20 protein-coding genes, 2 tRNA genes and 1 CRISPR repeat array are annotated in these 24,814 nt (G+C 44.0%); of the genes, 5 read left to right on the plus strand and 17 right to left on the minus strand.

All coding sequences use genetic code 11. From position 1 onward, the window contains the following. Window position 1: 1 nt before the first annotated feature. The 9 genes from dxr to B143_RS0103755 all read right to left on the minus strand — a co-directional run bounded on the left by dxr (window position 2) and on the right by B143_RS0103755 (window position 8,446). Window positions 2–1,177 carry a 1-deoxy-D-xylulose-5-phosphate reductoisomerase gene (gene dxr / locus B143_RS0103715; RefSeq protein ID WP_018122259.1) on the minus strand — a complete coding sequence of 392 codons (1,176 nt, stop codon included), beginning with the start codon at window positions 1,175–1,177 and terminating at the stop codon, window positions 2–4. Then, a complete protein-coding gene (locus tag B143_RS0103720) occupies window positions 1,174–2,013 on the minus strand; it encodes a phosphatidate cytidylyltransferase (protein WP_008314414.1) in 840 nt (279 codons plus the stop codon). Before B143_RS0103720 ends, dxr begins: the two co-directional genes overlap by 4 nt. A gap of 10 nt (window positions 2,014–2,023) precedes the next feature. Beyond that, window positions 2,024–2,743 (minus strand): undecaprenyl pyrophosphate synthase, encoded by a 720-nt coding sequence (gene uppS / locus B143_RS0103725; RefSeq protein ID WP_211205507.1) that lies wholly within the window; start codon window positions 2,741–2,743, stop codon window positions 2,024–2,026. Window positions 2,744–2,749: 6 nt separating this feature from the next. Then, window positions 2,750–3,295: a ribosome recycling factor gene (gene frr / locus B143_RS0103730; protein ID WP_008314412.1), complete on the minus strand. Its 546-nt coding sequence runs from the start codon at window positions 3,293–3,295 to the stop codon at window positions 2,750–2,752. 49 nt (window positions 3,296–3,344) lie between these two features. Then, a complete protein-coding gene (gene pyrH / locus B143_RS0103735) occupies window positions 3,345–4,064 on the minus strand; it encodes a UMP kinase (protein ID WP_008314411.1) in 720 nt (239 codons plus the stop codon). An 87-nt stretch (window positions 4,065–4,151) separates the two neighbouring features. Beyond that, the gene (gene rnr / locus B143_RS0103740) at window positions 4,152–6,575 is read right to left on the minus strand and encodes a ribonuclease R (protein WP_018122260.1); all 2,424 of its coding nucleotides are present in this window, start codon (window positions 6,573–6,575) and stop codon (window positions 4,152–4,154) included. Next, window positions 6,568–7,542: a tetraacyldisaccharide 4'-kinase gene (gene lpxK, locus B143_RS0103745; RefSeq protein WP_248647498.1), complete on the minus strand. Its 975-nt coding sequence runs from the start codon at window positions 7,540–7,542 to the stop codon at window positions 6,568–6,570. Before lpxK ends, rnr begins: the two co-directional genes overlap by 8 nt. A 35-nt stretch (window positions 7,543–7,577) precedes the next feature. Continuing rightward, window positions 7,578–7,976 (minus strand): regulatory protein RecX, encoded by a 399-nt coding sequence (locus B143_RS0103750; RefSeq protein ID WP_018122262.1) that lies wholly within the window; start codon window positions 7,974–7,976, stop codon window positions 7,578–7,580. Further along, window positions 7,973–8,446 (minus strand): hypothetical protein, encoded by a 474-nt coding sequence (locus B143_RS0103755; protein WP_246781894.1) that lies wholly within the window; start codon window positions 8,444–8,446, stop codon window positions 7,973–7,975. Before B143_RS0103755 ends, B143_RS0103750 begins: the two co-directional genes overlap by 4 nt. 194 nt (window positions 8,447–8,640) lie before the next feature. On the opposite strand from B143_RS0103755, the gene B143_RS0103760 reads away from it, so the two are divergent. Next, the gene (locus B143_RS0103760) at window positions 8,641–10,266 is read left to right on the plus strand and encodes an FMN-binding glutamate synthase family protein (protein WP_018122264.1); all 1,626 of its coding nucleotides are present in this window, start codon (window positions 8,641–8,643) and stop codon (window positions 10,264–10,266) included. A gap of 77 nt (window positions 10,267–10,343) precedes the next feature. Here B143_RS0103760 and B143_RS0103765 read toward each other — a convergent pair whose 3' ends face one another. The 5 genes from B143_RS0103765 to proC are packed head-to-tail and all read right to left on the minus strand — an operon-like array spanning window position 10,344 to window position 16,265. Further along, entirely contained in the window at window positions 10,344–13,238 is a 2,895-nt protein-coding gene (locus B143_RS0103765) for an FAD-binding and (Fe-S)-binding domain-containing protein (RefSeq protein WP_018122265.1), read from the minus strand. A gap of 11 nt (window positions 13,239–13,249) precedes the next feature. Then, window positions 13,250–14,374, minus strand: a complete 1,125-nt coding sequence (gene zapE / locus B143_RS0103770; protein ID WP_018122266.1) for a cell division protein ZapE — start codon at window positions 14,372–14,374, stop codon at window positions 13,250–13,252. Beyond that, the gene (tadA, locus tag B143_RS0103775; RefSeq protein ID WP_018122267.1) at window positions 14,374–14,868 is read right to left on the minus strand and encodes a tRNA adenosine(34) deaminase TadA; all 495 of its coding nucleotides are present in this window, start codon (window positions 14,866–14,868) and stop codon (window positions 14,374–14,376) included. The genes zapE and tadA overlap by 1 nt, the downstream gene beginning before the upstream one ends. Then, entirely contained in the window at window positions 14,869–15,429 is a 561-nt protein-coding gene (locus B143_RS0103780; RefSeq protein ID WP_018122268.1) for a YggT family protein, read from the minus strand. Next, window positions 15,429–16,265, minus strand: coding sequence for a pyrroline-5-carboxylate reductase (proC, locus tag B143_RS0103785; protein ID WP_018122269.1), 837 nt, complete (start codon window positions 16,263–16,265; stop codon window positions 15,429–15,431). Before proC ends, B143_RS0103780 begins: the two co-directional genes overlap by 1 nt. Window positions 16,266–16,427: 162 nt before the next feature. Here proC and B143_RS0103795 point away from each other — a divergent pair. The 4 genes from B143_RS0103795 (at window position 16,428) to B143_RS0103810 (ending at window position 21,315) form a co-directional block, all read left to right on the plus strand. Beyond that, window positions 16,428–16,503 (plus strand) — tRNA-Gly (locus B143_RS0103795). A 65-nt stretch (window positions 16,504–16,568) separates the two neighbouring features. Then, window positions 16,569–16,644: transfer RNA gene (locus B143_RS0103800), tRNA-Gly, on the plus strand. A 294-nt stretch (window positions 16,645–16,938) separates the two neighbouring features. Beyond that, window positions 16,939–20,784 (plus strand): autotransporter outer membrane beta-barrel domain-containing protein, encoded by a 3,846-nt coding sequence (locus B143_RS0103805; protein WP_018122271.1) that lies wholly within the window; start codon window positions 16,939–16,941, stop codon window positions 20,782–20,784. Between the two features lie 81 nt (window positions 20,785–20,865). Next, on the plus strand, window positions 20,866–21,315 hold the full coding sequence (locus B143_RS0103810; RefSeq protein WP_018122272.1) for a YaiI/YqxD family protein: 450 nt from the start codon (window positions 20,866–20,868) through the stop codon (window positions 21,313–21,315). Here the strand turns inward: B143_RS0103810 and B143_RS0103815 are convergent. The 3 genes from B143_RS0103815 to csy3 all read right to left on the minus strand — a co-directional run bounded on the left by B143_RS0103815 (window position 21,312) and on the right by csy3 (window position 24,791). Continuing rightward, window positions 21,312–21,716 carry a hypothetical protein gene (locus tag B143_RS0103815; protein WP_018122273.1) on the minus strand — a complete coding sequence of 135 codons (405 nt, stop codon included), beginning with the start codon at window positions 21,714–21,716 and terminating at the stop codon, window positions 21,312–21,314. The two genes, B143_RS0103810 and B143_RS0103815, sit on opposite strands and share 4 nt — an antisense overlap. A gap of 217 nt (window positions 21,717–21,933) precedes the next feature. Further along, window positions 21,934–22,983: direct repeats of the CRISPR family, unit length 28 nt; unit sequence TTTCTAAGCTGCCTGTGCGGCAGTGAAC. A gap of 131 nt (window positions 22,984–23,114) precedes the next feature. Next, entirely contained in the window at window positions 23,115–23,717 is a 603-nt protein-coding gene (gene cas6f / locus B143_RS0103820) for a type I-F CRISPR-associated endoribonuclease Cas6/Csy4 (protein WP_018122274.1), read from the minus strand. A 9-nt stretch (window positions 23,718–23,726) separates the two neighbouring features. Beyond that, window positions 23,727–24,791, minus strand: coding sequence for a type I-F CRISPR-associated protein Csy3 (gene csy3 / locus B143_RS0103825; protein WP_018122275.1), 1,065 nt, complete (start codon window positions 24,789–24,791; stop codon window positions 23,727–23,729). Between the last annotated feature and the right edge of the window lie 23 nt (window positions 24,792–24,814).

Raw genomic sequence — 24,814 nt, forward strand, 5'->3', positions numbered from 1 at the left:
CTTACACATCCTTTAAGGCAAGTTTGGTGCGCTCACGAATGATGCGATCATACTCAATGATTGCATCAAACGAGGTCAGCGGCCCATCGGTCAATTGATCTAAAAAAGCTTCCAACTTTCTTGGAATGTCCAAATAGCTGATTTTATCCGCTAAAAAAGCTTCCACTAATAATTCATTGATGGCGTTCATCGCCACTAAATAAGTATTGCCTTTACGCAAGCACTCTTTGGCAATGCGAAGGCATGCAAAGCGCTCTAAATCAGGTTTTTCAAACGTTAGATCCATCATTTGCGTCATATCAACGGGCTTTTTACCCGATAAAATGCGATCCGGATAACCAAGCGCATGGGCAATCGGAATCGTCATATCCGGTTCACCTAATTGCGCAAGCAATGAGCCATCTTGATACGCCACCAATGAATGAATGATGCTTTGCGGGTGGATCACCACATCAATATGATCCGGATCCATATCAAATAAAAAGTGCGCTTCAATGAACTCAAGCCCTTTGTTCATCAATGTCGATGAATCAATCGTGACTTTCGCGCCCATGTCCCAGCGTGGATGTTTAAGCGCATCTTCCTTACGGATCGATGCCATTTGCTCTAAAGTGAACGTGCGAAAAGGGCCACCTGATGCCGTTAATACCAATTGAGCAACACCTGATAATGTGCTCTGCCCTTGTGTATTTTTTGGCAAGCACTGAAAGAGTGCATTGTGCTCGCTGTCAATGGGCAGTAGCATTGCGCCATGGGTTTTCACAGCCTCCATAAAAAGCGCGCCGCCCATCACCAAGCTCTCTTTATTCGCAAGCAAAATGGTTTTACCGGCTTTAACGGCGGATAATGAAGACAAAAAGCCTTTAGCCCCCACAATCGCTGCAACCACCACATCAATCTCTGGCATCATCACCAAATCATTGATGGCAGCTTCGCCGCGCCATACCGTGATGTTCATTTGATGCTGTTTAAATAAAGCTTCAAGTTCCGCGGCGGCAGTTTCATTGGCCATCACCACATATTGCGGTGAAAACTCTTGGCAAATGGCAAACATTTTCGCCACGCTGCGATCGGCCACGACAGAATGCACTTGATACAACGCTGGATTATTGCGGATGACAGTTAATGTCGATGTGCCGATGGAGCCTGTTGCTCCTAAGATGGAAACGCGTTTCATAATGTGCTGACATTCATATTAAAAAGATAAAAACCGAACGCAAAGAAGGTGGCACCGGCAATTAAGCCATCGATGCGATCGAGCACCCCACCATGTCCCGGAAAGAGATTGCCGCTGTCTTTATAACCGGCATGGCGCTTAATTAAGCTCTCATATAAATCACCAGAAACAGACAACATCGATGCAATCATGGAAATTAAAATAAATCCAAATTTTTGGCCAACCGAAAAGCTCTCTGGCAATGAAAGCGCCACTAAAATGGCAAACAACGTCGAAAAAATTAAGCCGCCTAGCGCGCCTTCAATCGTTTTGCCAGGGCTAATGCTTGGCGCCAATTTATTGACACCCATTTTGCGCCCCACAAAGTAAGCGCCACTGTCGGCCAATGCCACCAACGCAATCACATACAACACTAAACCAAAGCCATAACCGCCCGGCAATTGATGCAGCATGCCAATGGAGACAAAAAAGCCCATCAACATTAAAGAGGAACAAAAAGCCGTCAAACGTGTGGACACAATCCAATCACGCGGATATTTGACTTGTAAATACAACACCACCGGCACAGCTAGCCACACATAAGTGGCAAATGCATTGACGGTTAATAATAAATCGTGAGAATGCGTCACTAAAAAAATGTACGCAATGACCAATAACAGTGTATTGATGAGCAAATATGGCAAACGCACATCTTCATGCAGCATGCGTGCCCACTCAATGACACCAATGATCACAACGACAAGCAACGCCAATTGAAACAACCAAGAGGGTAAAAAGCGAATGGCAAATAACGCCACCAGCGCCATGATGATTCCTGTAACAACGCGTTCTTTCATATCATTATTCTCATTTCGTTACTGCACCAAAACGACGTTCGCGCTCGGCAAACGACATCAGTGCTTTGTTAAACTCATTCTCATTGAAATCAGGCCACAGACACTCTGTGAAATAAAATTCGGCATACGCAAGCTGCCACAACAAAAAGTTACTCAAACGCTGCTCACCGCTTGTGCGAATCAATAAATCCACCGGCGGAAAATCATGTAAGGCTAAGCGCTGACTGACCATCACTTCATCGACTTCATCTAAACTGATGAACTTATTTTGCACATCTTGGGCGATCGCTTTACAGGCAGAGACAATCTCTGCGCGTGAGCCATAATTGAGTGCGATGATCAAATCTAATTGTTGATTGTTGCGCGTCAATTCCACCGCTTGATGCAATTTTTGTTGCAACAACAGCGGGAATTTATGGGTGTCCCCAATGAAATGAATGGCCACCCCTGCTTCATTCAATGACTGTAATTCTCGATCAAGGGTTTTGATGAAGAGCTTCACTAAAAAGCTCACCTCTTCATCTGGCCTTGACCAATTTTCCGTTGAAAACGCATACAGCGTTAGGGCTTCAACGTGATGCTCAATGGCAGCCTTCACAACCCGTTTCACTGACTTAACGCCAGCATTGTGCCCCATGGTGCGAGGCAAAAAACGTTTTTTAGCCCAGCGACCGTTGCCATCCATAATGATGGCAACGTGACGACAAGCATTCGATTCTGATGCTGCCATGTGCAATTAGATCTCCATCAACTCTTTTTCTTTCGCAGCTAATACCGCATCCACTTCAGAGATCATCGCATCCGTTAATTTTTGGATGGCATCTTCACCACGACGCACGTCATCTTCAGAGATTTCAGCATCTTTCAATTTTTGGTTCGCATCACGGCGGATGTTACGAATGGCCACTTTTGCGCCTTCGCCTTCACCTTTAACCACTTTAACCATGTCACGACGACGCTCTTCGGTTAATGCTGGCAATGGAATGCGGATCAACGTCCCTGTTGTCGATGGGTTTAACCCTAAGTCACTCATGATGATGGCTTTTTCAATCGGGCCCACCATGTTTTTATCCCAAGGCGTCACACCTAATGTGCGTGAATCTAACACACTCACGTTGGCCGCTTGAGTCAATGGCGTTGGCGTGCCATAAAATTCCACTTCAATGTGGTCTAACAAACTTGTGTGTGCACGGCCAGTTCTTAACTTTTGCAATGCATTTTTCAAGCTTTCAATGGAGAGGTTCATACGATGCTCAGCATCTTTTTTAATGTCATTGATCATATTTTGTTTCCTTATTGACGCAATAGATTAAATACTCAAATGGATTGAATTATTCTGTCACCAATGTACCGATGTCTTCGCCACATACTGTGCGCACTAAGTCGCCAGGATTAAAGATGTTAAAGACGCGAATCGGTAATTTGTTTTCGCGGCACATCACAAGGGCTGTGGCATCCATGACGCCTAAATCTTTAGCCAACGCTTCTTTATAGCTCACTTGATCATAACGCACAGCATCTGGATCTTTGTGTGGATCAGCTGAATAAACGCCATCGACTTTTGTGGCTTTAAGCATGATGTCTGCATTCACTTCAATGGCACGAAGGGCTGCAGCAGAATCGGTGGTGAAAAATGGGTTACCGGTACCGGCTGCAAAAATCGTCACACGTTTTTTCTCTAAGTGACGCACCGCACGGCGACGAATGTACTCTTCACACACTTCATTGATGCGAATTGCACTCATCACACGCACGTATACATTGCGTTTTTCCAATGCATCTTGTAAAGCCAATGAGTTCATCACTGTGGCAAGCATGCCCATGTGATCACCCGTCACGCGATCCATCCCTTTACTCGCAAGACCTGCGCCGCGGAAAATGTTGCCACCACCAATCACAACGCCCACTTCGACGCCGATTGAGTTAAGCGATTGAATCTCGTCTGCAATTCGACCGATTGTTTCAGGTTCAATACCATAATTCCCTGATCCCATTAACGCTTCACCGCTTAACTTAAGTAAAATACGTTTATACTTAGGGGGCTTATTCATAATCCTTAATCCTTACACTAGTTGATGACACAAAATAACTCGGCATTTTAAAACATTTCATTGTGAATTAATAGCAATGACTCAATATTAAGACGACTTCTTCGCTTTTCTGCGAGTGCCACGTTTTTTGAGTTGACCAGGTTTGGCAACCTTCACGGCTGTGACCTTCTTTTTGCCACCTTTGCGCTGCGCTTCACGTTTTGGCTTCGAGGATTGTTTACGGTTTGCACGATCCGATTGTTTCGCTGCTGCAATCTCTGTAAAGATCTTCTCACGCTCTTTTTTGGTGAGTTTTGGATTTTTCGGCAATGAGATCAAATCAAAATCAATGAATTTCGTTTCCGGATTCGCATCTAATACACGCACCACCACTTCATCGTTGAGTTTAAGCACTGTGCCTGTTTTCTCGCCGATTAAACGATAACGCACATCATCAAAATGGAAATAATCGCCTGGCAATTTCGACATGTGCACCAAGCCTTCTATGAAGATTTCCGCCAATTCAACAAACACGCCAAACTTCGTCACCCCAGAGATGCGACCATTTAACACTTTACCTATGAACTGCTGCATGTATTCGCATTTAAGCCACGAAACCACATCCGCAACAGCATCATCGGCACGACGCTCCATTTCTGAGAGGTTTTCACCCAATCCTGTCATGATTTTTTCATTGTAAGGATATTTCACGCCTTCGCCCTGCGCTTTGTGGATCAAATATTTAATGCCACGATGCACAATTAAATCGGGATAACGACGAATCGGCGAGGTAAAATGCGCATAATGGGTCAAAGATAGGCCAAAGTGGCCTTCATTGGCTGGTTGATACACCGCTTGCGCCATCGAGCGCAGCATCATGGTTTGAATGATGTCAAACTCAGGCAAATCGGCAGCTTCCGCCAATGTGCGCGCAAAATCACGCGGTTCAGGCGCATCGCCACCTTCAACACCTAAATTGTATTCCACCAAAAAGCGGCGCAATTTTGTCAAACGCTCTTCAGGGGGTTTGGCATGCACACGATACAAAGTCGGAATGTCATTGCCTTCTAAGAAAGTCGCCGCGGCAATGTTTGCGGCAATCATGCACTCTTCAATGATCATGTGCGCTTCATTACGCACACGGAACTCAATTTTATCAATCAAGCCTTCATCGTTGTAAAGGATCTCTGTCTCTTTCGTTTCAAAGTCAATGGAACCGCGTTGATCACGCGCTTTACGCAATACTTTATACAATTGATAGAGATTTAAAATGTGCGGCATGATCTGAGCATAATCATCTTGAATTGGGCTATCTTCCCCAATGAGTTCTGCCACCAATTCATAGGTTAAACGCGCATGGGAGCGCATCACACCTTCAAAGAATTCAAAGCTGATCATTTCACCGGTGGGCGAGATCAATAACTCACACACCATGCATAATCGATCAACATCGGGATTCAATGAACATAAACCATTGGACAATTTTTCAGGCAACATCGGAATCACGCGATCCGGGAAATAGACAGAAGTCCCACGCGTGATGGCATCACTGTCAATCGCATTGCCTAAACGCACATAGTGCGCAACATCGGCGATCGCAACATACAATTTAAAGTTACCGTCCGCCACTTTTTCTGCATAGACGGCATCATCAAAGTCACGCGCAGTGATGCCATCGATGGTAACAAGCGGTAAATGGCGATAATCTTTGCGCCCCACTTTATCTTCTTCTTTGACTTCATCGGCAATCGTTTTTAACAATGCATCTGTGGCTTTAGAAAACTCATGGGGCAATTGATGCTCCATAATCGCTTGAATGATGGCAATGTCTTTGGTCATTTTACGGCCAAACACTTCCGTCACTTTTGCGGCAAAATTGCCTTGATCGAGCCCTTTTTGATCAATTTCAATTTTCACCAGATCATGGTTTTTCGCACCTTTCAATTGATCTTCTAACACCAAAAAGTGTTGTGTAATCTTACGATTTTCAGGAATGGCAAGGGCTGAGCCATCATATAAAGAGATGCGGGCAATAATTTCATGTAAATGGCGCTTAATCACGCGAGTCACGCGACCTTGGCGCATGGATTTAGAGCGGAAAATCCCTGTGATTTGCACTTCCACTTCATCATGATGCAACACATTGCGGCAATCTTTCGGGGAGATATAAATCGTATCTTCACCTTTGACCATCACATAACCGTGCCCTTCAACCGAGCCTTCAAATGTGCCAATGACGGTGGCATCTCCAGTCACCGGTAAAAATTCTTGGCGATGATTACAATGGAGCTGACCTGCGCGCTGCATGATGAACAAACGATTGCTTAAAGCTTCTAACTGCCAATCTTCCGTCAAACGAAAGAGCGCGGCGATTTCATCAAACGTGACTTTTTCAGCCACTTTTAATAAGGCTTGAATGAAATCACGACTCGGAATGGCATGGGTATATTTTTCTTGTTCTTTTTTAAAGTTCGCATCATTTTGTACGTAATCGCCAAAATATGCTTGTTGTTCTTGTGTTAATTTAGACATTGAGTCTCCTTTCTTTAAGGCTGATTGCATCAACCTTTTTTTGAATACAGTGTGTAATGTTTGTGATCAGCGCATCTGGCAGTGTCGTCTCTAACGGCACCACAAAGACCGCGCGATCTTTTAAAATATGTGTGCATTTGACGGCATCTTTTTCCGTCATCACGATCGGATCACTGATTTTGGCAAAATCTTGTTCGCAAAATGCATGATGATCATCAAAGGGATACGGAGTGATATGAACGCCTTGAGCCTTTAAAGCACGAAAGAAATTATCGGGGTGCGCAATGCCAGCCACCGCGCTTGCATGGGTTAAATTGCACCAGTTTGTTGTTATTGTGGGCTGATGTAATGGATATGGCAAACCTAAGGTTTGTTTTAGATCATAACATCGATCAATATAGGGGGTTAAATCATCACAGGGTACTTTTGAAACAATCGCTGAGACCGAAGCTAAGCGACTGACCGGTTCACGAAGCGGACCTGCGGGCATCACATAACCATTGCCAACGCCTTGTTCACCGATGACGGCAATCTCAAAATCACGGGCGAGCGCATAATGCTGCAAACCATCATCACTGATGATCACATCAATGTTTGGCGCTGCATTGAGTAATGCCATGCCAGCTTGATGGCGATCTGCACAGACAGCGACTGCCACACCTGTTTTTTCACGGATCAAATAAGGTTCATCCCCTAACACCTTTGGTGATGATGCGGCATCTGCAACGATGCATCCTTCACTTGTTCGACCATAACCGCGTGAAATCAAGCCGACACAATACCCTTTTTTTTGCAACGCTGCAATTAAAGCAATCGTCACAGGCGTTTTTCCAGTGCCACCGACATTGATGTTCCCCACCACAATCACGGGCACGGGCAGGCGTTTGATGGCTGCTAATTTTTTATGCATCACTCGGCGCGCGGCCATCTGATACAACCATGACAATGGCCACAAAAGATGTGCCATGATCCCTTTGTGTTGCCAAAATTTAGGCGCCTGCATTAAAAACCTCGGCGATACAGCGCCGCCTTTAATTTAGGTTCAGGCTTTGCGCCAATTTTCCGCAAAGCGATGGCTTTAGCCGCTGTAAAATCTGCCTCTTCAAGCGCAATGTTGATTAAGTCGCTTGGCACTTGATGCTGTCTTAATTGCATCGTAACGCGATGCGGCCCATAACCTAAATTCGCTTGGTTGCGGGCAAACATCTCCGCAAAACGCTCAAGGCTCACATAATTGTGCTCATGACAATAGGCCAATACTTTCGGCAACACAGTTTCTGGGCAACCTCTGGCAGTGAGCTTTTGCGTCAATTCCACAATGCTGTGTTCGCGGCGCATCAATAGATTCAAAGCGCGTTCTTGCCAATAACGCAGCTCTTTAGCGGGATCGTGTTCAGTCATGGTTTGGTGTACTTCTCTGCATTTTTTGTCATGCTCGCTAAAATCTCTTCAATGGAGCGATTTTGAATGCGTGGTTTGGTTAATAAGGTTTTATTGGAACGCACTGGCAGCTGTGGCACAGGTTCATCACGCAGCGGCGTCATCTCTTCAACACCACTTTTTTTCGGCATCACTTGCACATAAAACTCAGGCAATCTCCAAGCTTTTGTGGAAATGTTGTTTAAATGGTTTTCAAGGGTTTGGCGCACCTCTTTTTGATGATACTGTTTAAAATGGCTCATGGACAATGGATCAAGCGCCCCGATGATCCAAAAACGCTTACCTAAAGATGCCACAAATAAGCGCCCTTTTAATTTCTTGGGCAAAAACTCCTGAAACCAAGGTTCGACATAAGCCAATTGACGGGCTCTACGCAATTGAATTTTCAAATCCTGATCATTTAAATTATTTGAATAAATGATCTTCGCCACAGCCCTGTCTGCACTATATCTATGATTACTAAAAGGAATGCTCGGAATGGAGTGATAGTCCCATTCGTTCTCGGGTGCCGCCTTTTTACTCTTTGACAACATTTTAACTACAATTCCTTATAATTTAAAACAATTTAGCGTATGATAGCGCCCACCATTCTAAGCCATTATCACCATTTATCAAAGGAGATATCATGACCGCTATTGCATACATTGGGCGCTATTCCCTCTTCATACTTGCAATTGTTGTTGCCCTCGTTTCTATCCTCTTCCATTTTCCACTGGGTCAAGTGGTTTTTGGGGTGTCACTGGTGCTGATTTTCATCGGCATTTTAGACATTTCCCAAAAGACTTATGCGGTTCGTCGCAACTACCCGATTTTGGGTAACTTGCGTTATCTCCTTAAACATTTCCGCCCTGAAATCCGTCAATACTTCATTGAATCTGACTCCGAAGCGGTGCCTTTCACCCATGGCCAACGTGAATTGGTTTACAATCGCTCGAAAAATCATAACTCCAATCGTGCCTTTGGGACGATTCAAAATGTTTATGAAAAAGGCTTTCAATTCATCAACCATTCCATGGCACCTGTTGCCATGCCGGATCCTGATGGCTTTCGCGTCACCATTGGCGGCAAAGAGTGTAAACAGCCTTACAGTGCCTCCATCTTTAACATTTCAGCCATGAGCTTTGGCGCATTGAGTTCAAATGCCGTTTTAGCCTTAAATGGTGGCGCAAAATTGGGTAACTTTGCCCATGATACAGGCGAAGGCAGCATCAGCCCATACCATTTGGAAAATGGCGGGGATTTAATTTGGGAATTGGGCAGCGGTTACTTTGGTTGCCGCACAGAAGATGGCCGTTTTGATCCTGAAAAATTCCGTGAAAAAGCCCGTTTGCCACAAGTCAAAATGATTGAGGTCAAAATCAGCCAAGGCGCTAAACCTGGGCATGGCGGCGTATTGCCAAAAGATAAAATCACCAAAGAGATCGCCGAAACACGCGGCGTACCCATGGATCGTGATTGCATCTCCCCTGCCACACATTCCGAATTCTCAACGCCCATCGAGTTGTTAGAATTCATCCAAAAATTACGCGAACTCAGTGATGGCAAACCTGTCGGTTTTAAACTCTGTATTGGTCATGCGTGGGAATTTGCCGCGATTGTTAAAGCCATGCTCAAAACTGGGATTTTGCCAGACTTTATCGTGGTTGATGGTAAAGAAGGCGGCACAGGCTCTGCCCCGATTGAATTTGCAGACCACATTGGTTCGCCACTGCGTGAAGGCTTGCTCTTTGTGCACAACACATTGGTGGGCGCGAACTTACGTGATCAAATCAAGATTGGTGCAAGCGGTAAAATCATCAGCGCCTTTGACATTGCCCGCACCATCGCCATTGGCGCAGACTGGGTGAACTCCGCGCGTGGCTTTATGTTTGCCTTAGGTTGCATTCAATCATTGAGCTGCCATACGAACAACTGCCCCACAGGCATTGCCACGCAAGATTTAATGCGTCAAAAAGGACTCGATGTCACCAATAAGAAAAACCGCGTGTATAACTATCATCGCAATACGCTCCATGCGCTTGCTGAGATGTTAAGTTCTGCGGGTATCTCAAATGTGCATGAGTTAGAGCCCCATCATTTGGTATTAAGAACCACAGACAATGAAGTGCGCCTCTTCTCGAACACTTATTATTACTTAGAACCTGGCGCGTTACTCAAAGATGAAATTGCCAGCCAATACTACTCAACTGTGTGGAATGAAGCGCAAGCCGAAAGCTTCGCTCCCACTAAAAAATGTGTGGGCTGCTGTTAAGACTCTGTCTTTTTAACGCCATTAAAAAAGCCTCGTTTGAATCATTCAGACGAGGCTTTGATTTTAAAGCGCTTCAATTAGGCTAAAGCGCGGCGCAACACACTCACAGGATGCAACGCATTGACGGCAGAAAAACGCTCCACTTGCGTACGGCATGAAAAACCTGTCGCCATGATGTGATCTTTAGCATCAATGCCATCGATCTTCACACGCCAAGATTGATCATAAATTTTCTCTGACAATTCTGCTTGGGCACTTAAGTGGCCAAATGCGCCACTCATACCACAGCAACCCGTTGCCACCACTTCCACTGTTAAACCAAGTCTTGTAAAAACTTGCTGCCATAAAGTCGGCGCATTCGGCACAGAAGTTTTTTCCATGCAATGACTCATCAAATAATAAGTCGCCGCCGTCGCCTTTGGTAAAGATTGAGCCTTGGCCAAATACTCTGCCAAAAACTCTTGCACAAGGCGAACATTGGTATCGGTGCCAAAGAGTTGTTTATAATCCTTGCGATACATCACAGTAATTGGCGGCTCAATGCCCACCATTGGCACGCCAAACTTAGACAATTGCACCAACATTTTATATTGCTGCTCAGCCGAACGCTTAAATTGATCACGCATGCCGAGCACATGGTACGCTTTACCAGAATTTTGATACGGCGCTAAAAAGACTTTCAACCCCAATTGATGCAACACTTCAATGCAATCTTTGAGCACATGGCCATCAAAATATTCCGTCAATGCATCAGGTACAATGATCACGCTGTGCTCCGGGTCAAATTGCGCCGCCGTTAAGCGTTCAACATCTGCAATTGTCCACTGCGTCACTTTACCCGCCTTCACCAATGCCGCCACGCCATTGTCTTGTGGCATTGTGGCATCCACCAACCCAATTTTTTGCATGATGCTTTTGGTCATCGGCAATTTAAACAGCGGGTTGGTGAGGTTTCGCATCTGATACAACATCGGTGCGCGCTCTTCAGATTGCGCTAAAATGGTGTGCACCAATGGGCGTTTACGGGTTTGATAATAAACTTCCATAAACTGTGAACGGGCATTGGGAATATTGATCATCACCGGACATTCAGAAGTACAAGAGCCGCAACTTAAACAAGTTTCTAGGGCTTTGAAAATCTCTTCTTCAAATTCTGGCGTATTTTGATCCGTACAACGACGACGTTCCCACTCTTTAATGAGCATCGCGCGCCCTTTCGGTGATTGAACACGATCACGTGTGGCTTTATAACTTGGGCACATTGGTGAATGGACATCATAGTTAAAACACGCACCATTACCATTACAGAAGTTGATGCGGCGGTACTCATTCCACATCTCTTCTGTGATCAATGCATCAAACTCGCCGCGCATTGGCGTTGCGTCAATTTTCTTAAGCGTTGCATCCGTCATTTCTAACGGTGCGGCAATTTTCCCGGGGTTCATTTGATTGTGCGGATCAAAGGCAGATTTAATGGCACGAATCACGGGGTAAAAATCCCCAAAGAAAGGTTCGCAATATTCAGAGCGCACCCCTTTACCATGTTCACCCCATAAAACACCTTTGTATTTCACGCATAAATCATACACTTGATCACTCACTTTGCGGATCATTGCGCGATCTTCTGGCGTTTTAAGATCAAGGGCTGGGCGCACATGCAATACACCCGCATCCACATGGCCAAACATGCCATACATGAGATTTTGTGCATCTAACACTGCTTTAAATTCTGTGATGAAATCTGCCAAAGCTTCTGGTGGCACGGCGCAGTCTTCCACAAATGCCATGGTTCTGCGTTCACCTTTGATGTTACCAAGTAAACCCACCGCGCGTTTTCTTAAGCCATACACATCTTTAATCGCCGCTTCCCCTTGGATTACATTAGAGGATAGCAGCGCACTGTATTGGCTCTCTTGCATATACGTGGCAAATTTCGCCACAGAATCTGCCAATTCTGCTTCATCATCGCTGTTAAATTCCACCAATAAAATGGCTTTTAAACGATCAAAATCCACACCTTTAAAATGGTGCTGATTCACTTCCCACACATAATCGTTTTGCGCACGTTCCACCACGCGATCATCTAACACTTCGATGGATGTTGGCGTCACAGGTGCATTCATCAAATAACTTGAATGCCTTAAAGAAGCGATGAAATCATCATAGCTGAGGATCACAAGTGTGCGATATTTCGGGATCGGCAAAACATTGAGCGTCGCTTCCGTTAGAATGCCAAGCGTGCCCTCTGCCCCACATAATAGATGCTTTAAGTTATGGGTTTCATCTTCATAAAAATGTTTGGCATCATACCCAGTCATGGAGCGATTGAGCTCAGGGAAATGGGCATTCATGCTCTCCACATTTGGGGCAATGAGATTGGCGACCGTCTCACTCAATGGATTATTTTGAGTGGTGTCAATCGGCGCACCATTAGGCAAAAAGCCTTTTAAGGCAATCACATGATGGCGCGTTTTACCATAGGTAAAACTGCCTTGCCCCGATGCGTCTGTATTGATCATTCCGCCAATGGTTGCGCGGTTGGACGTAGACAATTCAGGGGCAAAGAAAAAGCCATGGGGTTTTAAAAAGGCATTGAGCTGATCTTTCACAACGCCCGTTTGCACCGTCACTTGATGTTTTTCAGCATCAAAACTTAAAATCTGATTCATGTGGCGGGATAAATCTAAAATGATTCCCGTATTGAGGGATTGACCATTCGTGCCTGTGCCGCCACCTTTGGCCGTGATGTTCACGCCTTGATGTTCTGGCTTTGCCAGCAGTGCTGTCACAATTGCCACATCTTCACTGTTTTTCGGGTACAACACCGCTGCGGGTTTGACCTCGTAAATGGAGTTATCCACCGAATGCACCAAGCGCGATGCCTCACTGACTTCTATTTCCCCTTGAAATGGCGTTTGACGCAACGCGTGAATGTACTGCTCTATGGTTTGTTCAGAAATAGAAGGACTCATCTTTTTCTCCCTTATGCCTGGCGTTTCGATTGATGTAAATAGGTTTCTGACTGCATTTCAATGAGGCGGCTGACGGTGCGATCAAACTCAAAATCCAAGGCATTCGTGCCTTTTGTTTCATAGAGTTCAGCTAGATTTGTTTCAGCGCCTATAATGATTTTAACACCTTGATCATAAAACTCATCGATCATAATCACAAATCGGCGTGCCTCATTTTGACGATCTCGATTTAAAATCGGCACGCCACTTAAAAAGACCGTATTGTAATCAGCGGCCAATTGAATGAAGTCTTGTGAGGCACGCGGCTTTGCACATGCCTCTTTAAAAGTGAACCATGTGGCATCATTGCCCACTTTAATCATCTCAAAGGCATGACCATTGACATCACGGGTGATCGGCCCTTGACTGTAACCGGCAAGCTCATCAAAGGCTTGTTCAAAATGTGCGATTTGTGCATCGACAGAGCCTGTGAACCACACATCCGCCGATTCTAAATGGCGCATGCGATAATCTTTATCGCTGTCTAAAGGCACAGACACCAAACGTTTTTTAATGATCTCAATGGCGGGCAAGAATTTATCGCGTTGCAAACCATTTTTATACAACTCATCCGGCTCACGGTTTGAGGTTGTAATGAAGAAAATGCCTTCATCTAATAGAGATTCTAACAAGCGATACAAAATCATGGCATCGGTGATGTCAATCACATGGAATTCATCAATGCAGAGTACTTTGCATTTTTCAGCATAGCGCTTGGCCACCAATTTTAAAGGGTCGCTCTCGCCCTGAAAGCTTCTGAGTTCATTATGCACATCTTGCATGAAGTGATAATAGTGATTGCGAATCTTTGGCACATTGATGTTGTGATAAAAAAGATCCATCAAAAACGTTTTACCGCGCCCGACGCGTCCATAAATATAAATACCTCGGGGATCAGCATATTGCTTGGCTTGATCGGGCACTTTTTTGGTGAGCTTTTGGAAAAACGATAATTTACGTTGATCCACGACAGGCTCATCATTTTCAATCTTAGCTTTTAATCGATCGTACTCTTCTGCCACGCGCAACTGAATCGGATCAACATTATACCCGCGCGTTTCTGTCTCCTTAAGATAGGCTTCCTTGATGGTTGACATTACTCCCTCCTACTGCTTTTTTGTTGTTGTCGTCTCTCTTTGAAAAACGACTGTATTAATGTGCGACACTCTTCGGCCAAAACCGCTTGCGTTATCATAACGCGGTGGTTAAAAGAAGCAAAGGTATTGACATTCAATTGTGTGCCAAGCGCACCGTGGCGAGAATCGCCTGCCCCAAAGATGATGCGTTTTAAGCGGCTGTGTACAAAGCTGCCGGCACACATCATGCAAGGCTCTAACGTCACATAGAGTTCGCAATCAATGAGCCGATAATTATTTAAAGCTTGCCCTGCTCGGCGAATGGCGACAATTTCAGCATGCGCTGTCGGATCATTTGTGGTGATTGACTCATTAAAACCGCGGGCAATGATTTGCCCATCTTTGACGATCACTGCGCCAATGGGAATTTCGCCAATCGCGGCCGCTTTTTGTGCCTCCACCAAAGCCTCACGCATGAAAAATTCATCCTGAGGCTGTATCTCTTCTGCCATCATCTACAAACCCCAGTTGAGTAAAAAGGATTTGACGATGTATAACCCAGATTGCACCAGCATGATCGCCAATAATACCACCATCGGTTTAAAATCAATGTTGCGATATCGCAATGTGAAATTAAAAAGGAGCATCAATGGCGCAGTTAAACGCCCTAACACATCCAGCACAATGCGCGCATTCGGGGACTCTCGAAACCAGCTGCATAACGACACACCAATGATGGCATAAAAATAGATGGTCAAAATGTCTTGAATGATCTCTATTAAAATGAGCCCAAGCACAATCAATGGCGAGAGCGCAAGGCGCATCAATAACATTATGAGCACATACTTAATGATGCCCGCTAACAGCACCACCACCATGCATGACCAATCCCAGCTGCTGAATACCGGCGTGATTCTGCGCACAGGCAATACAATCGGATTGGTGATGCGCACCAAAATTTGAATCATTGGGTGAAAGAAATTTACTTTCACGCATTGCAATAAAAAGCGAAGCAACACCAAAAAGCTGATGCAGTTAAACACCAATTTAATGATGAATTCTAATAATCCTGTCATCAGTGATCCTCACCTTTAATGGTTGCCTCTAAATCTTGAGCCAATGCTTCGCTGCGCTCAACCGTTGCCGTCATGGCAGATTTAACCACATTGAATAAAGCATCATTGTCTTTAAAAACGGTCATTGCTTGTTCTGTGGTGCCCTTAGGGGAACAGATGCTACGAATCAAATCTGGCAATGCAGCTTCACCTGCTGCCGCTAATTTGGCACTGCCGAGCATCGTTTCAACCGCCATGCGCGTGGCTTCTTCAGGATTCAGTCCCATTTGTGCGCCCACTTGCCCAATGACTTCGGCAAAATAGAAGAAATACGCTGGACTTGAACCTGCCACCGCAATCACGGCATTGATTAAGGATTCTTCTTTCACCCATGTTGCCATCCCACAACCTTCAAACATCTCTGTCACACAATTGATGCGATCAGCCGTCATATAAGAATTGGCATATAATCCCGTCACACCGTGCCCAACTTTTGCTGCCATGTTTGGCATCGCACGTACAATGGGCAGCTCATTAATCGGTAATAATTGTGTAATGGCGGACACCGTCACGCCCGCTGCAATGGAAATCACCACTTGATGCGGCTGAATGTGCGCACTCATCTCTGGCAACAATGCTGCAAAACCTTGAGGTTTAATGGCCAACACAATGTAATCCACTTCTGATAAAAAATAGCGATAATGCTCAAAAGTGTTGATGCCATACGTGGATGAAAGGTGCATTTGACGATCGACACTTGGATCAGCCACAAAAATGGATGCGGGTAAAAACCCTTTCACTAAGCCTGCAATGATGCCTTCTGCCATATTGCCACCACCGATGAATCCTATTTTCATGCCTTGTCCTTTAATAAATGAATGTGGGATTTGATTTTACAAGAGAGCGCGTAAAGTTGGTAGTTGGCAATCAAAAATGGTGCATAAATCAAAAAAAAATACATTTTGCGCAATCTTTGAGCAGACAAGGCCTGAAAAAGTTGTATAATGCACACCTCTTCTGCGGGAATAGCTCAGTTGGTAGAGCACAACCTTGCCAAGGTTGGGGTCGCGAGTTCGAGTCTCGTTTCCCGCTCCAAATTAAATCCTTAGAAATAAGGTGATGTGATGAAGACCAAATCATCATTATCCACAACGCTTTTTGCGGGAATAGCTCAGTTGGTAGAGCACAACCTTGCCAAGGTTGGGGTCGCGAGTTCGAGTCTCGTTTCCCGCTCCAAATTTAAAGCCCTTCGATGAAGGGCTTTTTTATTGCCTAAAATTTCCTACAATCCCTTTCCCCTTCCGTCTTTCTTTACATTTAAAAATATTATTTTAAGAAAAACACATTAATTCTGCACACTTTTTATGCATATTAAAAATATATTCCCTTTATTTTCATATAGATCATGATTTTTTGATAATTCAACAAAATTTGATGCAGATCATTACTTACATTTCTATACTAACCTAGCTATGGAGCCGATTTAACTTAAAATTAATTAACAATATCTAGGTCAATGTAAATTACAGTATGAATAAAGTATTTAAAATTGTGTGGAGCATGGCACTCAATCAATGGGTGGTGACTTCCGAATTGGGCAAATCACACCAAAAATCTAAATCAACCACGGTTAAAGCTGCGGTTGCTGGTGTTTTAGCGTTGATGGGTGCAAATGCATTCGCAGAAACCAAAGGCATCAATGGCTTTGAAGGCTTTGAGCCTGCACCTCAAAAAGGTGATTTGGTGATTTTAAACAATAACCAAACCCATGATGTGCCTTCTGAACATTACAAACCTGTCAGTGGCGTTCGTTATGATGAAAAAATCAGTGGCGATAAAAATGTATACTTTGGCGCGACAGACATTCAATATAAGCCCATTTTAGGCGTTGCAGATCCCAATTATGATCCATATGCAGATCACTCAGGTGAGCCTAAATATGATCATAATGGTCATTTGAGCCCATTTAGTAAAGGGGATCGTTATGGTCGTGACATTCATTTAGTGTCTAACAATGGTGCGGAAAATGATTTTAAAGGTGACATTTATGTGACGCCAGGCGTGAATCTCTACATTGGGGATCATCAAACTGCCTCTACAAATCTGTTAGGTCAAGACAATGACATGATCGTTGAAGGCTATACCCTTGTCACCATTGACAACTCAACAGAAACCTTAAAGAACTTAACATTTAAAAATAATGCTTCTGCACAGCGCATTGAGAACACACGTTGTGAAGGCACCAATACACCAGCAAGCTGTGATAACTCATACAATGGTTCAAATGGTGATGCATTAGGCTATGACATGAATCATGCTTATAACAATAGCATGCGTCCACATGATCCGATTTATGATGAAGGCGGCGGTGCTTTTTATATCCGTGACAATGCCGATTTAACGGTGACAGACAATGTTGAATTTTCTGGTTCAGCACAAGGCGCAGGCGCTGACTTTAATGCCAGCAGCAGTCGCTTTGCCTTTCAAAAAGACACCAACTTTACCAATGGTTCACGCATTTTTGCCAGTCGCTCAGAGGGTACATTAGAAGGTGCCGCCAACTTTAATGGTCATGGCGCAGGTTTACATGCCAATGATGCATCAAACATTCACATCACCAAAGAGACTTGGAAAGGTGGATCTGACTCATCTAAAGATAAAGGCTATAACACTGTTTCCACAGGCAGCACGATCAGTGCAGATCATGGCATTGAGTTCCATAATCAAAGCATCACCATCAATGATGGCTTAAGCTTTGTGCAAGAATACATTGGTACAGATCCTAAGACCAATGAATACTTATATAAAATCAATACAAGCTTCCCCCAGCGCTCTGAAGGTTATGCGAAAAAAAGCACACTCAATGTGGGCACAGCAGATCAAAAAGCCGATTTCACCCTTGCAAGTGGTGATAATATCTTTAACGTCATCAACAGTGATGTGAATGTGCATGGCAATTTTACTGCAAAAGAGAATGACAACTTAAGTTTCTCCATGATCCATGGCGCACTCAATGTTGAAGACACTATTTCGTTGTCCGCGAATGATGCTGAATTGGTCATCATCAACAGCACCATTCAGGCAAATGATTTCATTGTTGACAATGCAAATGAAAACGAAAAAAGTGCATTCTTAGGCAATACTTTGGACATTGCAGGTGATTTCACATTGGCAAATCATGCCCAAATTTATGATGCCAGCTATTTTGATGGCTCAAATGATGATCGTAAATTTAATGCACCCGGCCTTAAATCGCCTGAAAAATATGAGCTCACCTATGATCAATTGGTCGATTTCTTAAAAGATGATGCCGCCGCTGCCATTGATGTTGATGCCGCTGCATCTTTAACAGCCAATAATGTCAATATGCGCGATGCAGCCATTTATAAAACAGCCGGCGATGTTACAGTCAAAAGCACTATGAATGTCGAGGATCAAGCAGAATTTACCGCAACAAAAGGTGACATCAACATCGGTGAACAACTCACTGTTGCCAAAGGTGCTAAATTAGCCACGATTGATGGCAACATCACTTTAAGTGATGCCAAAGGCTCACAAGTGGATGGCACACTTGGCATTGCTGAAGGTCAACAATTTGATTTGACTGCCGGTAACCTCATCATTGATGGTCAGCAGTATGAATTTTTAGGCACATTGAATGTCGCTGATGGCGCAACGTTACAATTCAATGGCGCCGCTGATTTAACCAAAGAGAGTGCGCGCTTAAATAACAAAGGCACAATCACTGCCCTTTCCGGTGCAAAATTGGGGCAAACTTTGAACGATGGCAGCATCCATGCTTATGCTGACAGCGAATTTGGCCATGTTACCAACAATGGCATCATTCAACTTGCGGGTGCTAACGACAATGGCACTGCTGACCGTGGTAAAGTGACGTTTAATGGCAATTACATTGGTAATGGCGGTACATTGGTATTTGGTGCGGTCAATGCAGATAACATCAAGCGCAATACGACAACTAATGGCGCTGAAGTTGATCCGTTTGATACAACGCATAAAGATTTATTGATCATCACAGGTGATGCATCCGGCAATACGAATGTGATCGTACAAAAAATTGAAGGTCAATTCACAGATCAAGGAATTTTACTCATCAATGTCCAAGGCACCAGTGAAGCAACCGCTTTCCAATTAGACCCAAGCCGCGGTGTGCGCTCTGGCGTGACTGACTTTACAGCATTAGAAAAACGTGGCAATGATTGGTATTTAGTGGGCAGCACTGAGTTTAAGCCTTCCATTCCATGGACACCATTAGAACCTGCAAATCCAATCGAAAAGCCTGAAGAACCAAGTGAGCCGGTTGATCCTTGTGATACTCGTTCAAGTTCGGATACTTGTGCAGCACCGGATCCATTGCCAAAAGATCCAGAAGATGAAGAACCTGAAGCACCGATTGACCCACAACCGGAAGAGCCAAAACCTGAACAGCCTAGTAAACCTACACCTGCGCCGATTTACAGCCCAGAAACGGTTGCTTATTTGTCACAACATGCAACCGCTAACCACATGTTTAACTTAAAATTCCATGATCGTCTCTATTTACCGGGTGAAAATGGCGTTTGGGTTCATGCACAAGCAGGTTTTAATAAAATGCGTTCAAGTTTAACGCAAGATATTTCTGCCAAAATGGATTACTACACCATTCATATTGGTAAAGATTTGGTGGAAAACGAATTGTATCAATTTGGTGTAATGGCAGCTTATGGCCATGCATCGGGGACAAGCCGTAATCATCGTCATGGCATCAAAGCAGATATGGATAGCAACGGTTTTGCAGTGGGTGTTTATGGTTCATACACGCCCACTGAACATCGCTATGTTGATGCATGGGTGCAATATGCTTACTTACACAACAAGATAACACGTAAGAAATTTGCGTCAGAGAAATATAATTCAAAAGGTTTATTGGCCTCGATTGAAGCAGGTTATGCCTTTAATATTTCTGAAAACTCTTACTTCCAACCACAAGTGCAATTGACTTATATGGGCGTGAAGTCAGATCGCCATGAAGAAGCAAATGGCAATATTGTGACCAGTAATAGCGGTAATGTACAAATTCGTGTGGGTGCGCGTGTTTATGGAGATAAAACGCTCTTCAATGGCTCAACAACGCCATATATGGAGCTCAACTATTTCCACAATACCAAACCATTTAAAGTGAATGTACAAAATGGCAATGGCATGACCACCATTAGCCAACAGAATGCACGCGATATTTATCAAATTGAAGTGGGCTTTACCAGTCAATTGAATAAGGATCTTCGTTTAACGGGTGGCGTTTCTTATGCGCAAGGTAAAAAGAGACAAGACTACCGTGATACGAAAGTGCGTTTAGATTTACGTTATAACTTCTAAATCACTGAAAACACAAAGCCCTTCTTTACGAAGGGCTTTTTATTCTCTATCATCTCAGCTTTCTATTGTAAGGATCAAACCATGACCATTTGGGTGGATGCCGATGCGTGTCCAAAAGTGATCAAAGAGATTTTATACCGTGCGGCTAAACGCACCTCAACCATGCTCTATTTAGTGGCGAATCAAAATTTGTCCGTGCCCGCTTCCCCATTCATCCGCTCTTTGACGGTGCCTCAAGGCTTTGATGTGGCTGACCATGAAATTGTCGCGCGCATCAATGCTGGTGAATTGCTCATCACGGCAGACATTCCACTTGCCGCCGATGCCATTGCAAAAGGTGCTTTGGTCATCACACCACGCGGTGAGCCTTTAACGAAAGAGACGATTGGTTCACGTTTAAGTTTACGCAACTTTATGGATGAATTGCGTTCAAGCGGTGTACAAACTTCAGGTCCGCCACCATTATCACAAAAAGAGCGTCAACAATTTGCCAACGCGCTTGATCAATGGTTACAAATGCAACAGTCTTAATGGCTGCTTGTGCCAAAATGCTCATTATTCACCCAACCGCGTTTATACAACTGACCACTGAATAAACGCCCAAGCACATAGCCGCAATAATGTTTAAATCTGTCTGAAATTTCATTTTTATTTTCAATTTCTGCATTGATACCAATGTCCATCACACCATTGTCATACATATCGATGGACATTTTAATGTTCACAGAATTATTCCATTGTGTGCTGCCACCTGTATTGCTATTGGCATCTGCAAACACTGGCAAGGATGTGATGAATGAATTTTCAACACAAACAAATGTGGTACCTACACTTTTTAAAAAGTGACCAATGATCATTTTTACACTTTTAGTAATGTCATTTAATGCAGCCTTATCATATTGCTGACCGATGGTGTCGCCATTTTTATCCACTCTTGTGATGCAGTAATTTCAGCGATTAAGCCATCAAGATCTTCATTACTCAAATGCATGTGCATAATATTCTCCTTAGTATTCATATATTATGTTGTTTTATCTATATATATGATGATTGTTAGCACATTATATTTTGTGCTTGTATTTCATCTAATCGTGCAAACTATAACATTTATCATTTTTTCTGCAATTTTTTCTCAAATGATTAGAATCATTTCTAAGCTGCCTGTGCGGCAGTGAACAAGATAAGCGCGGCATTGTTCGTCATGAGTTATTTCTAAGCTGCCTGTGCGGCAGTGAACATTTCAATATTGCCACTAACCGCTTCCATACTTTTCTAAGCTGCCTGTGCGGCAGTGAACTCGTTCTGTGCGTGTAATTGCTCGTTCTGTTTTTTCTAAGCTGCCTGTGCGGCAGTGAACTTTGAACATGCGAACATTACTTAGCACCCAAATTTCTAAGCTGCCTGTGCGGCAGTGAACCCCACTTAGGCGGTTCGGGTTGCTCCCACTTATTTCTAAGCTGCCTGTGCGGCAGTGAACTTGACGACGCCACAATGCGTTTGCTTGAAAAATTTCTAAGCTGCCTGTGCGGCAGTGAACTTGAAGTGCTGAACCAATCTACCATCCTTCACTTTCTAAGCTGCCTGTGCGGCAGTGAACACGAGTTGAAGAACGCAATGGCACAATGGTGTTTTCTAAGCTGCCTGTGCGGCAGTGAACTTAATTTATTACTCATTTTTTAATACCTCATGTTTCTAAGCTGCCTGTGCGGCAGTGAACGAAATTGGCATTGAGTCCAATCTCATTGTAAATTTCTAAGCTGCCTGTGCGGCAGTGAACAAATGTCACCATACATAGCACCTTCATTGCCATTTCTAAGCTGCCTGTGCGGCAGTGAACATTGCATCAGTGGGGCGCAATGTTGAGACCGATTTTCTAAGCTGCCTGTGCGGCAGTGAACATGAGGGACAATCACACCTTCGATCACCGGTGTTTCTAAGCTGCCTGTGCGGCAGTGAACCTTTAGGCGGTGGGATTGGTGTACCACAATACTTTCTAAGCTGCCTGTGCGGCAGTGAACTCCATTGTGAAGTTCTGCACCAGGTTGCACATTTTCTAAGCTGCCTGTGCGGCAGTGAACGTAGCAACGATTGTTCCAAAACTTCCATGGCGTTTTCTAAGCTGCCTGTGCGGCAGTGAACATGCAGATTCGCGAATTGCTTCGCCGTTGGGGTTTCTAAGCTGCCTGTGCGGCAGTGAACAGTAAAATTTCGGCACAAAAGATAGGAAAAATCACTGATCGCAGGTAGTTTACCTGAAAAGACCAATGATTTTTCCTTATTTTATAAGACGCTGATTTTTATCCAAATTTTTAAAGAGCAAAAAACATTGGTTAAAATTCAGGAACGGCAGACAATTGTTCATGATCACTCAAACCATACGTTGTAAAGTTTGCCGCCTCCGTCGGTGATGGCACCCACTCTTTATGGATCAATAAATGAAAACGTTGATCCGTGCTTTCACTTTTCATCTGAACATAAGGCAAATCACAATATTCTGGCGTTTTGCCATTCAAATGTGCCATGGCATCCTCAAATGTCACATGCTTACGCTTAGCATAGCGGCGCGCTAAACGCTCAATGCTGCTTTTGACCTGTTTACGTTGATAAATCGCATAATGCATCACACGATTAGGCACCGGCTTAATGGAAGAGATGTGCACATAATCCGTCAAGCGTGACAGCCACAAACCTGCATTCAATGCCATTAATTCAGCCTCTGTCTTTGCAAAGATGCGCATGGTTTTGCCAAGACCGATTTTTCCCTGATCAGGCTCAAAAACATAACCAGGGAAACTGAACCCTATGCCTTTGTGCTGCTGACGATTGTGCATATCCACCAACGCAACATGCAGCTGTTTAAATGCCTGATTACGAATGAAATTGAGAGAAATATCCTCTTGCACAATGAATGTAATCTCTTGATAAAACTGCATACAGTTCCCCTACTCTTTCCCGCTCTGACCAAACACACCACCACGAATGAGTACCGCCATCACATAATGTTTTTGATCATCACGCTCTAATTCACCGCCCGTGGCATATGCATCAAACAATGTGAAGAAATCCTGTTTATCTTTCGGCGTACGGAACGCGCGGCCTAAATTGGTCACGGCACCATAAGGTTCAATGGCAATCGGTGCATTATGTTCAGTAAAGTTCGGATACCATGTATCAATGGTGCGCAGCGCATTGCCCACTTTTTGTGAATGCATGGCTGCTGTGCCATTGACGGCATATAAAATCTTGCTCTTTTTCTCTTTGTTGCTCTCATTTTTATCAAGCACCAACTCTTCACTCGGATAAACTTCCTGCGCTTTACCCATCAATGCATAAGCATCCACTTGAATTAAAAAGTGATCCCCTGAATGTTCGAGCGCGTTCGCAATATAATCAGCCAATTTTTGTAAATGTGTTGCGGTTTCTTTATTGTCAGGCGTTTTAAAGTTATCATTGATGCAAAAAGATTTGGCATCAAAAATCAATGTCTCTTTTTTCGCATCATTTGTGGCATTTAATGTGACGCGAACTTCAACCTTCTCTGCCCCAACGCGATTGCGCCATAAAAAACGACCATTGGCGATGTTATGCGCATAACGTCTGGCAAGCTCTGAGAAGCCAAAATCCTTCACATACTCAGTCACCATTTGACGATACGATGCCAAAAACTCTTTACTGTTACAAGCTGACGGATGCTCTAACCCATTGAGCACTTTTAAGGTGAATGACATTTTTAATGTGTCATGCGCAGCGCCTAAAGCACATGCATCGACGCGCTGTAAGTTTGCCTTTTCCACTTCTGCATCTAATTTGGTTGTATCTTTCGCAAGTGCCGATTTTAGGCGGTTTGAAATGGTACCGCGCACTGATTTTTCAATCAAAGCCAAAGGTTCTGCACCCGCTTTTTCACGCTGATCCCAACATGTGCCATAAAAAAATGCATCCGATGGCACCAATTTTTTCTCAAAAGACAACACGCTCGCAACCTTAATTTTTTCATTCTTAGACATATTTTTTCCTCTTTATTTATTGA

This window comes from Wohlfahrtiimonas chitiniclastica DSM 18708 (genome assembly GCF_000375345.1).
GTDB lineage: Bacteria > Pseudomonadota > Gammaproteobacteria > Cardiobacteriales > Wohlfahrtiimonadaceae > Wohlfahrtiimonas > Wohlfahrtiimonas chitiniclastica.

Bases quoted from the DNA above. Each gene is read 5' to 3' on its own strand.
- dxr (WP_018122259.1), bottom strand. From the start codon at position 1,177: ATGAAACGCGTTTCCATCTTAGGAGCAACAGGCTCCATCGGCACATCG.
- B143_RS0103720 (WP_008314414.1), bottom strand. From the start codon at position 2,013: ATGAAAGAACGCGTTGTTACAGGAATCATCATGGCGCTGGTGGCGTTA.
- uppS (WP_211205507.1), bottom strand. From the start codon at position 2,743: ATGGCAGCATCAGAATCGAATGCTTGTCGTCACGTTGCCATCATTATG.
- frr (WP_008314412.1), bottom strand. From the start codon at position 3,295: ATGATCAATGACATTAAAAAAGATGCTGAGCATCGTATGAACCTCTCC.
- pyrH (WP_008314411.1), bottom strand. From the start codon at position 4,064: ATGAATAAGCCCCCTAAGTATAAACGTATTTTACTTAAGTTAAGCGGT.
- rnr (WP_018122260.1), bottom strand. From the start codon at position 6,575: ATGTCTAAATTAACACAAGAACAACAAGCATATTTTGGCGATTACGTA.
- lpxK (WP_248647498.1), bottom strand. From the start codon at position 7,542: ATGGCACATCTTTTGTGGCCATTGTCATGGTTGTATCAGATGGCCGCG.
- B143_RS0103750 (WP_018122262.1), bottom strand. From the start codon at position 7,976: ATGACTGAACACGATCCCGCTAAAGAGCTGCGTTATTGGCAAGAACGC.
- B143_RS0103760 (WP_018122264.1), top strand. From the start codon at position 8,641: ATGACCGCTATTGCATACATTGGGCGCTATTCCCTCTTCATACTTGCA.
- B143_RS0103765 (WP_018122265.1), bottom strand. From the start codon at position 13,238: ATGAGTCCTTCTATTTCTGAACAAACCATAGAGCAGTACATTCACGCG.
- zapE (WP_018122266.1), bottom strand. From the start codon at position 14,374: ATGTCAACCATCAAGGAAGCCTATCTTAAGGAGACAGAAACGCGCGGG.
- tadA (WP_018122267.1), bottom strand. From the start codon at position 14,868: ATGATGGCAGAAGAGATACAGCCTCAGGATGAATTTTTCATGCGTGAG.
- B143_RS0103780 (WP_018122268.1), bottom strand. From the start codon at position 15,429: ATGACAGGATTATTAGAATTCATCATTAAATTGGTGTTTAACTGCATC.
- proC (WP_018122269.1), bottom strand. From the start codon at position 16,265: ATGAAAATAGGATTCATCGGTGGTGGCAATATGGCAGAAGGCATCATT.
- B143_RS0103805 (WP_018122271.1), top strand. From the start codon at position 16,939: ATGAATAAAGTATTTAAAATTGTGTGGAGCATGGCACTCAATCAATGG.
- B143_RS0103810 (WP_018122272.1), top strand. From the start codon at position 20,866: ATGACCATTTGGGTGGATGCCGATGCGTGTCCAAAAGTGATCAAAGAG.
- cas6f (WP_018122274.1), bottom strand. From the start codon at position 23,717: ATGCAGTTTTATCAAGAGATTACATTCATTGTGCAAGAGGATATTTCT.
- csy3 (WP_018122275.1), bottom strand. From the start codon at position 24,791: ATGTCTAAGAATGAAAAAATTAAGGTTGCGAGCGTGTTGTCTTTTGAG.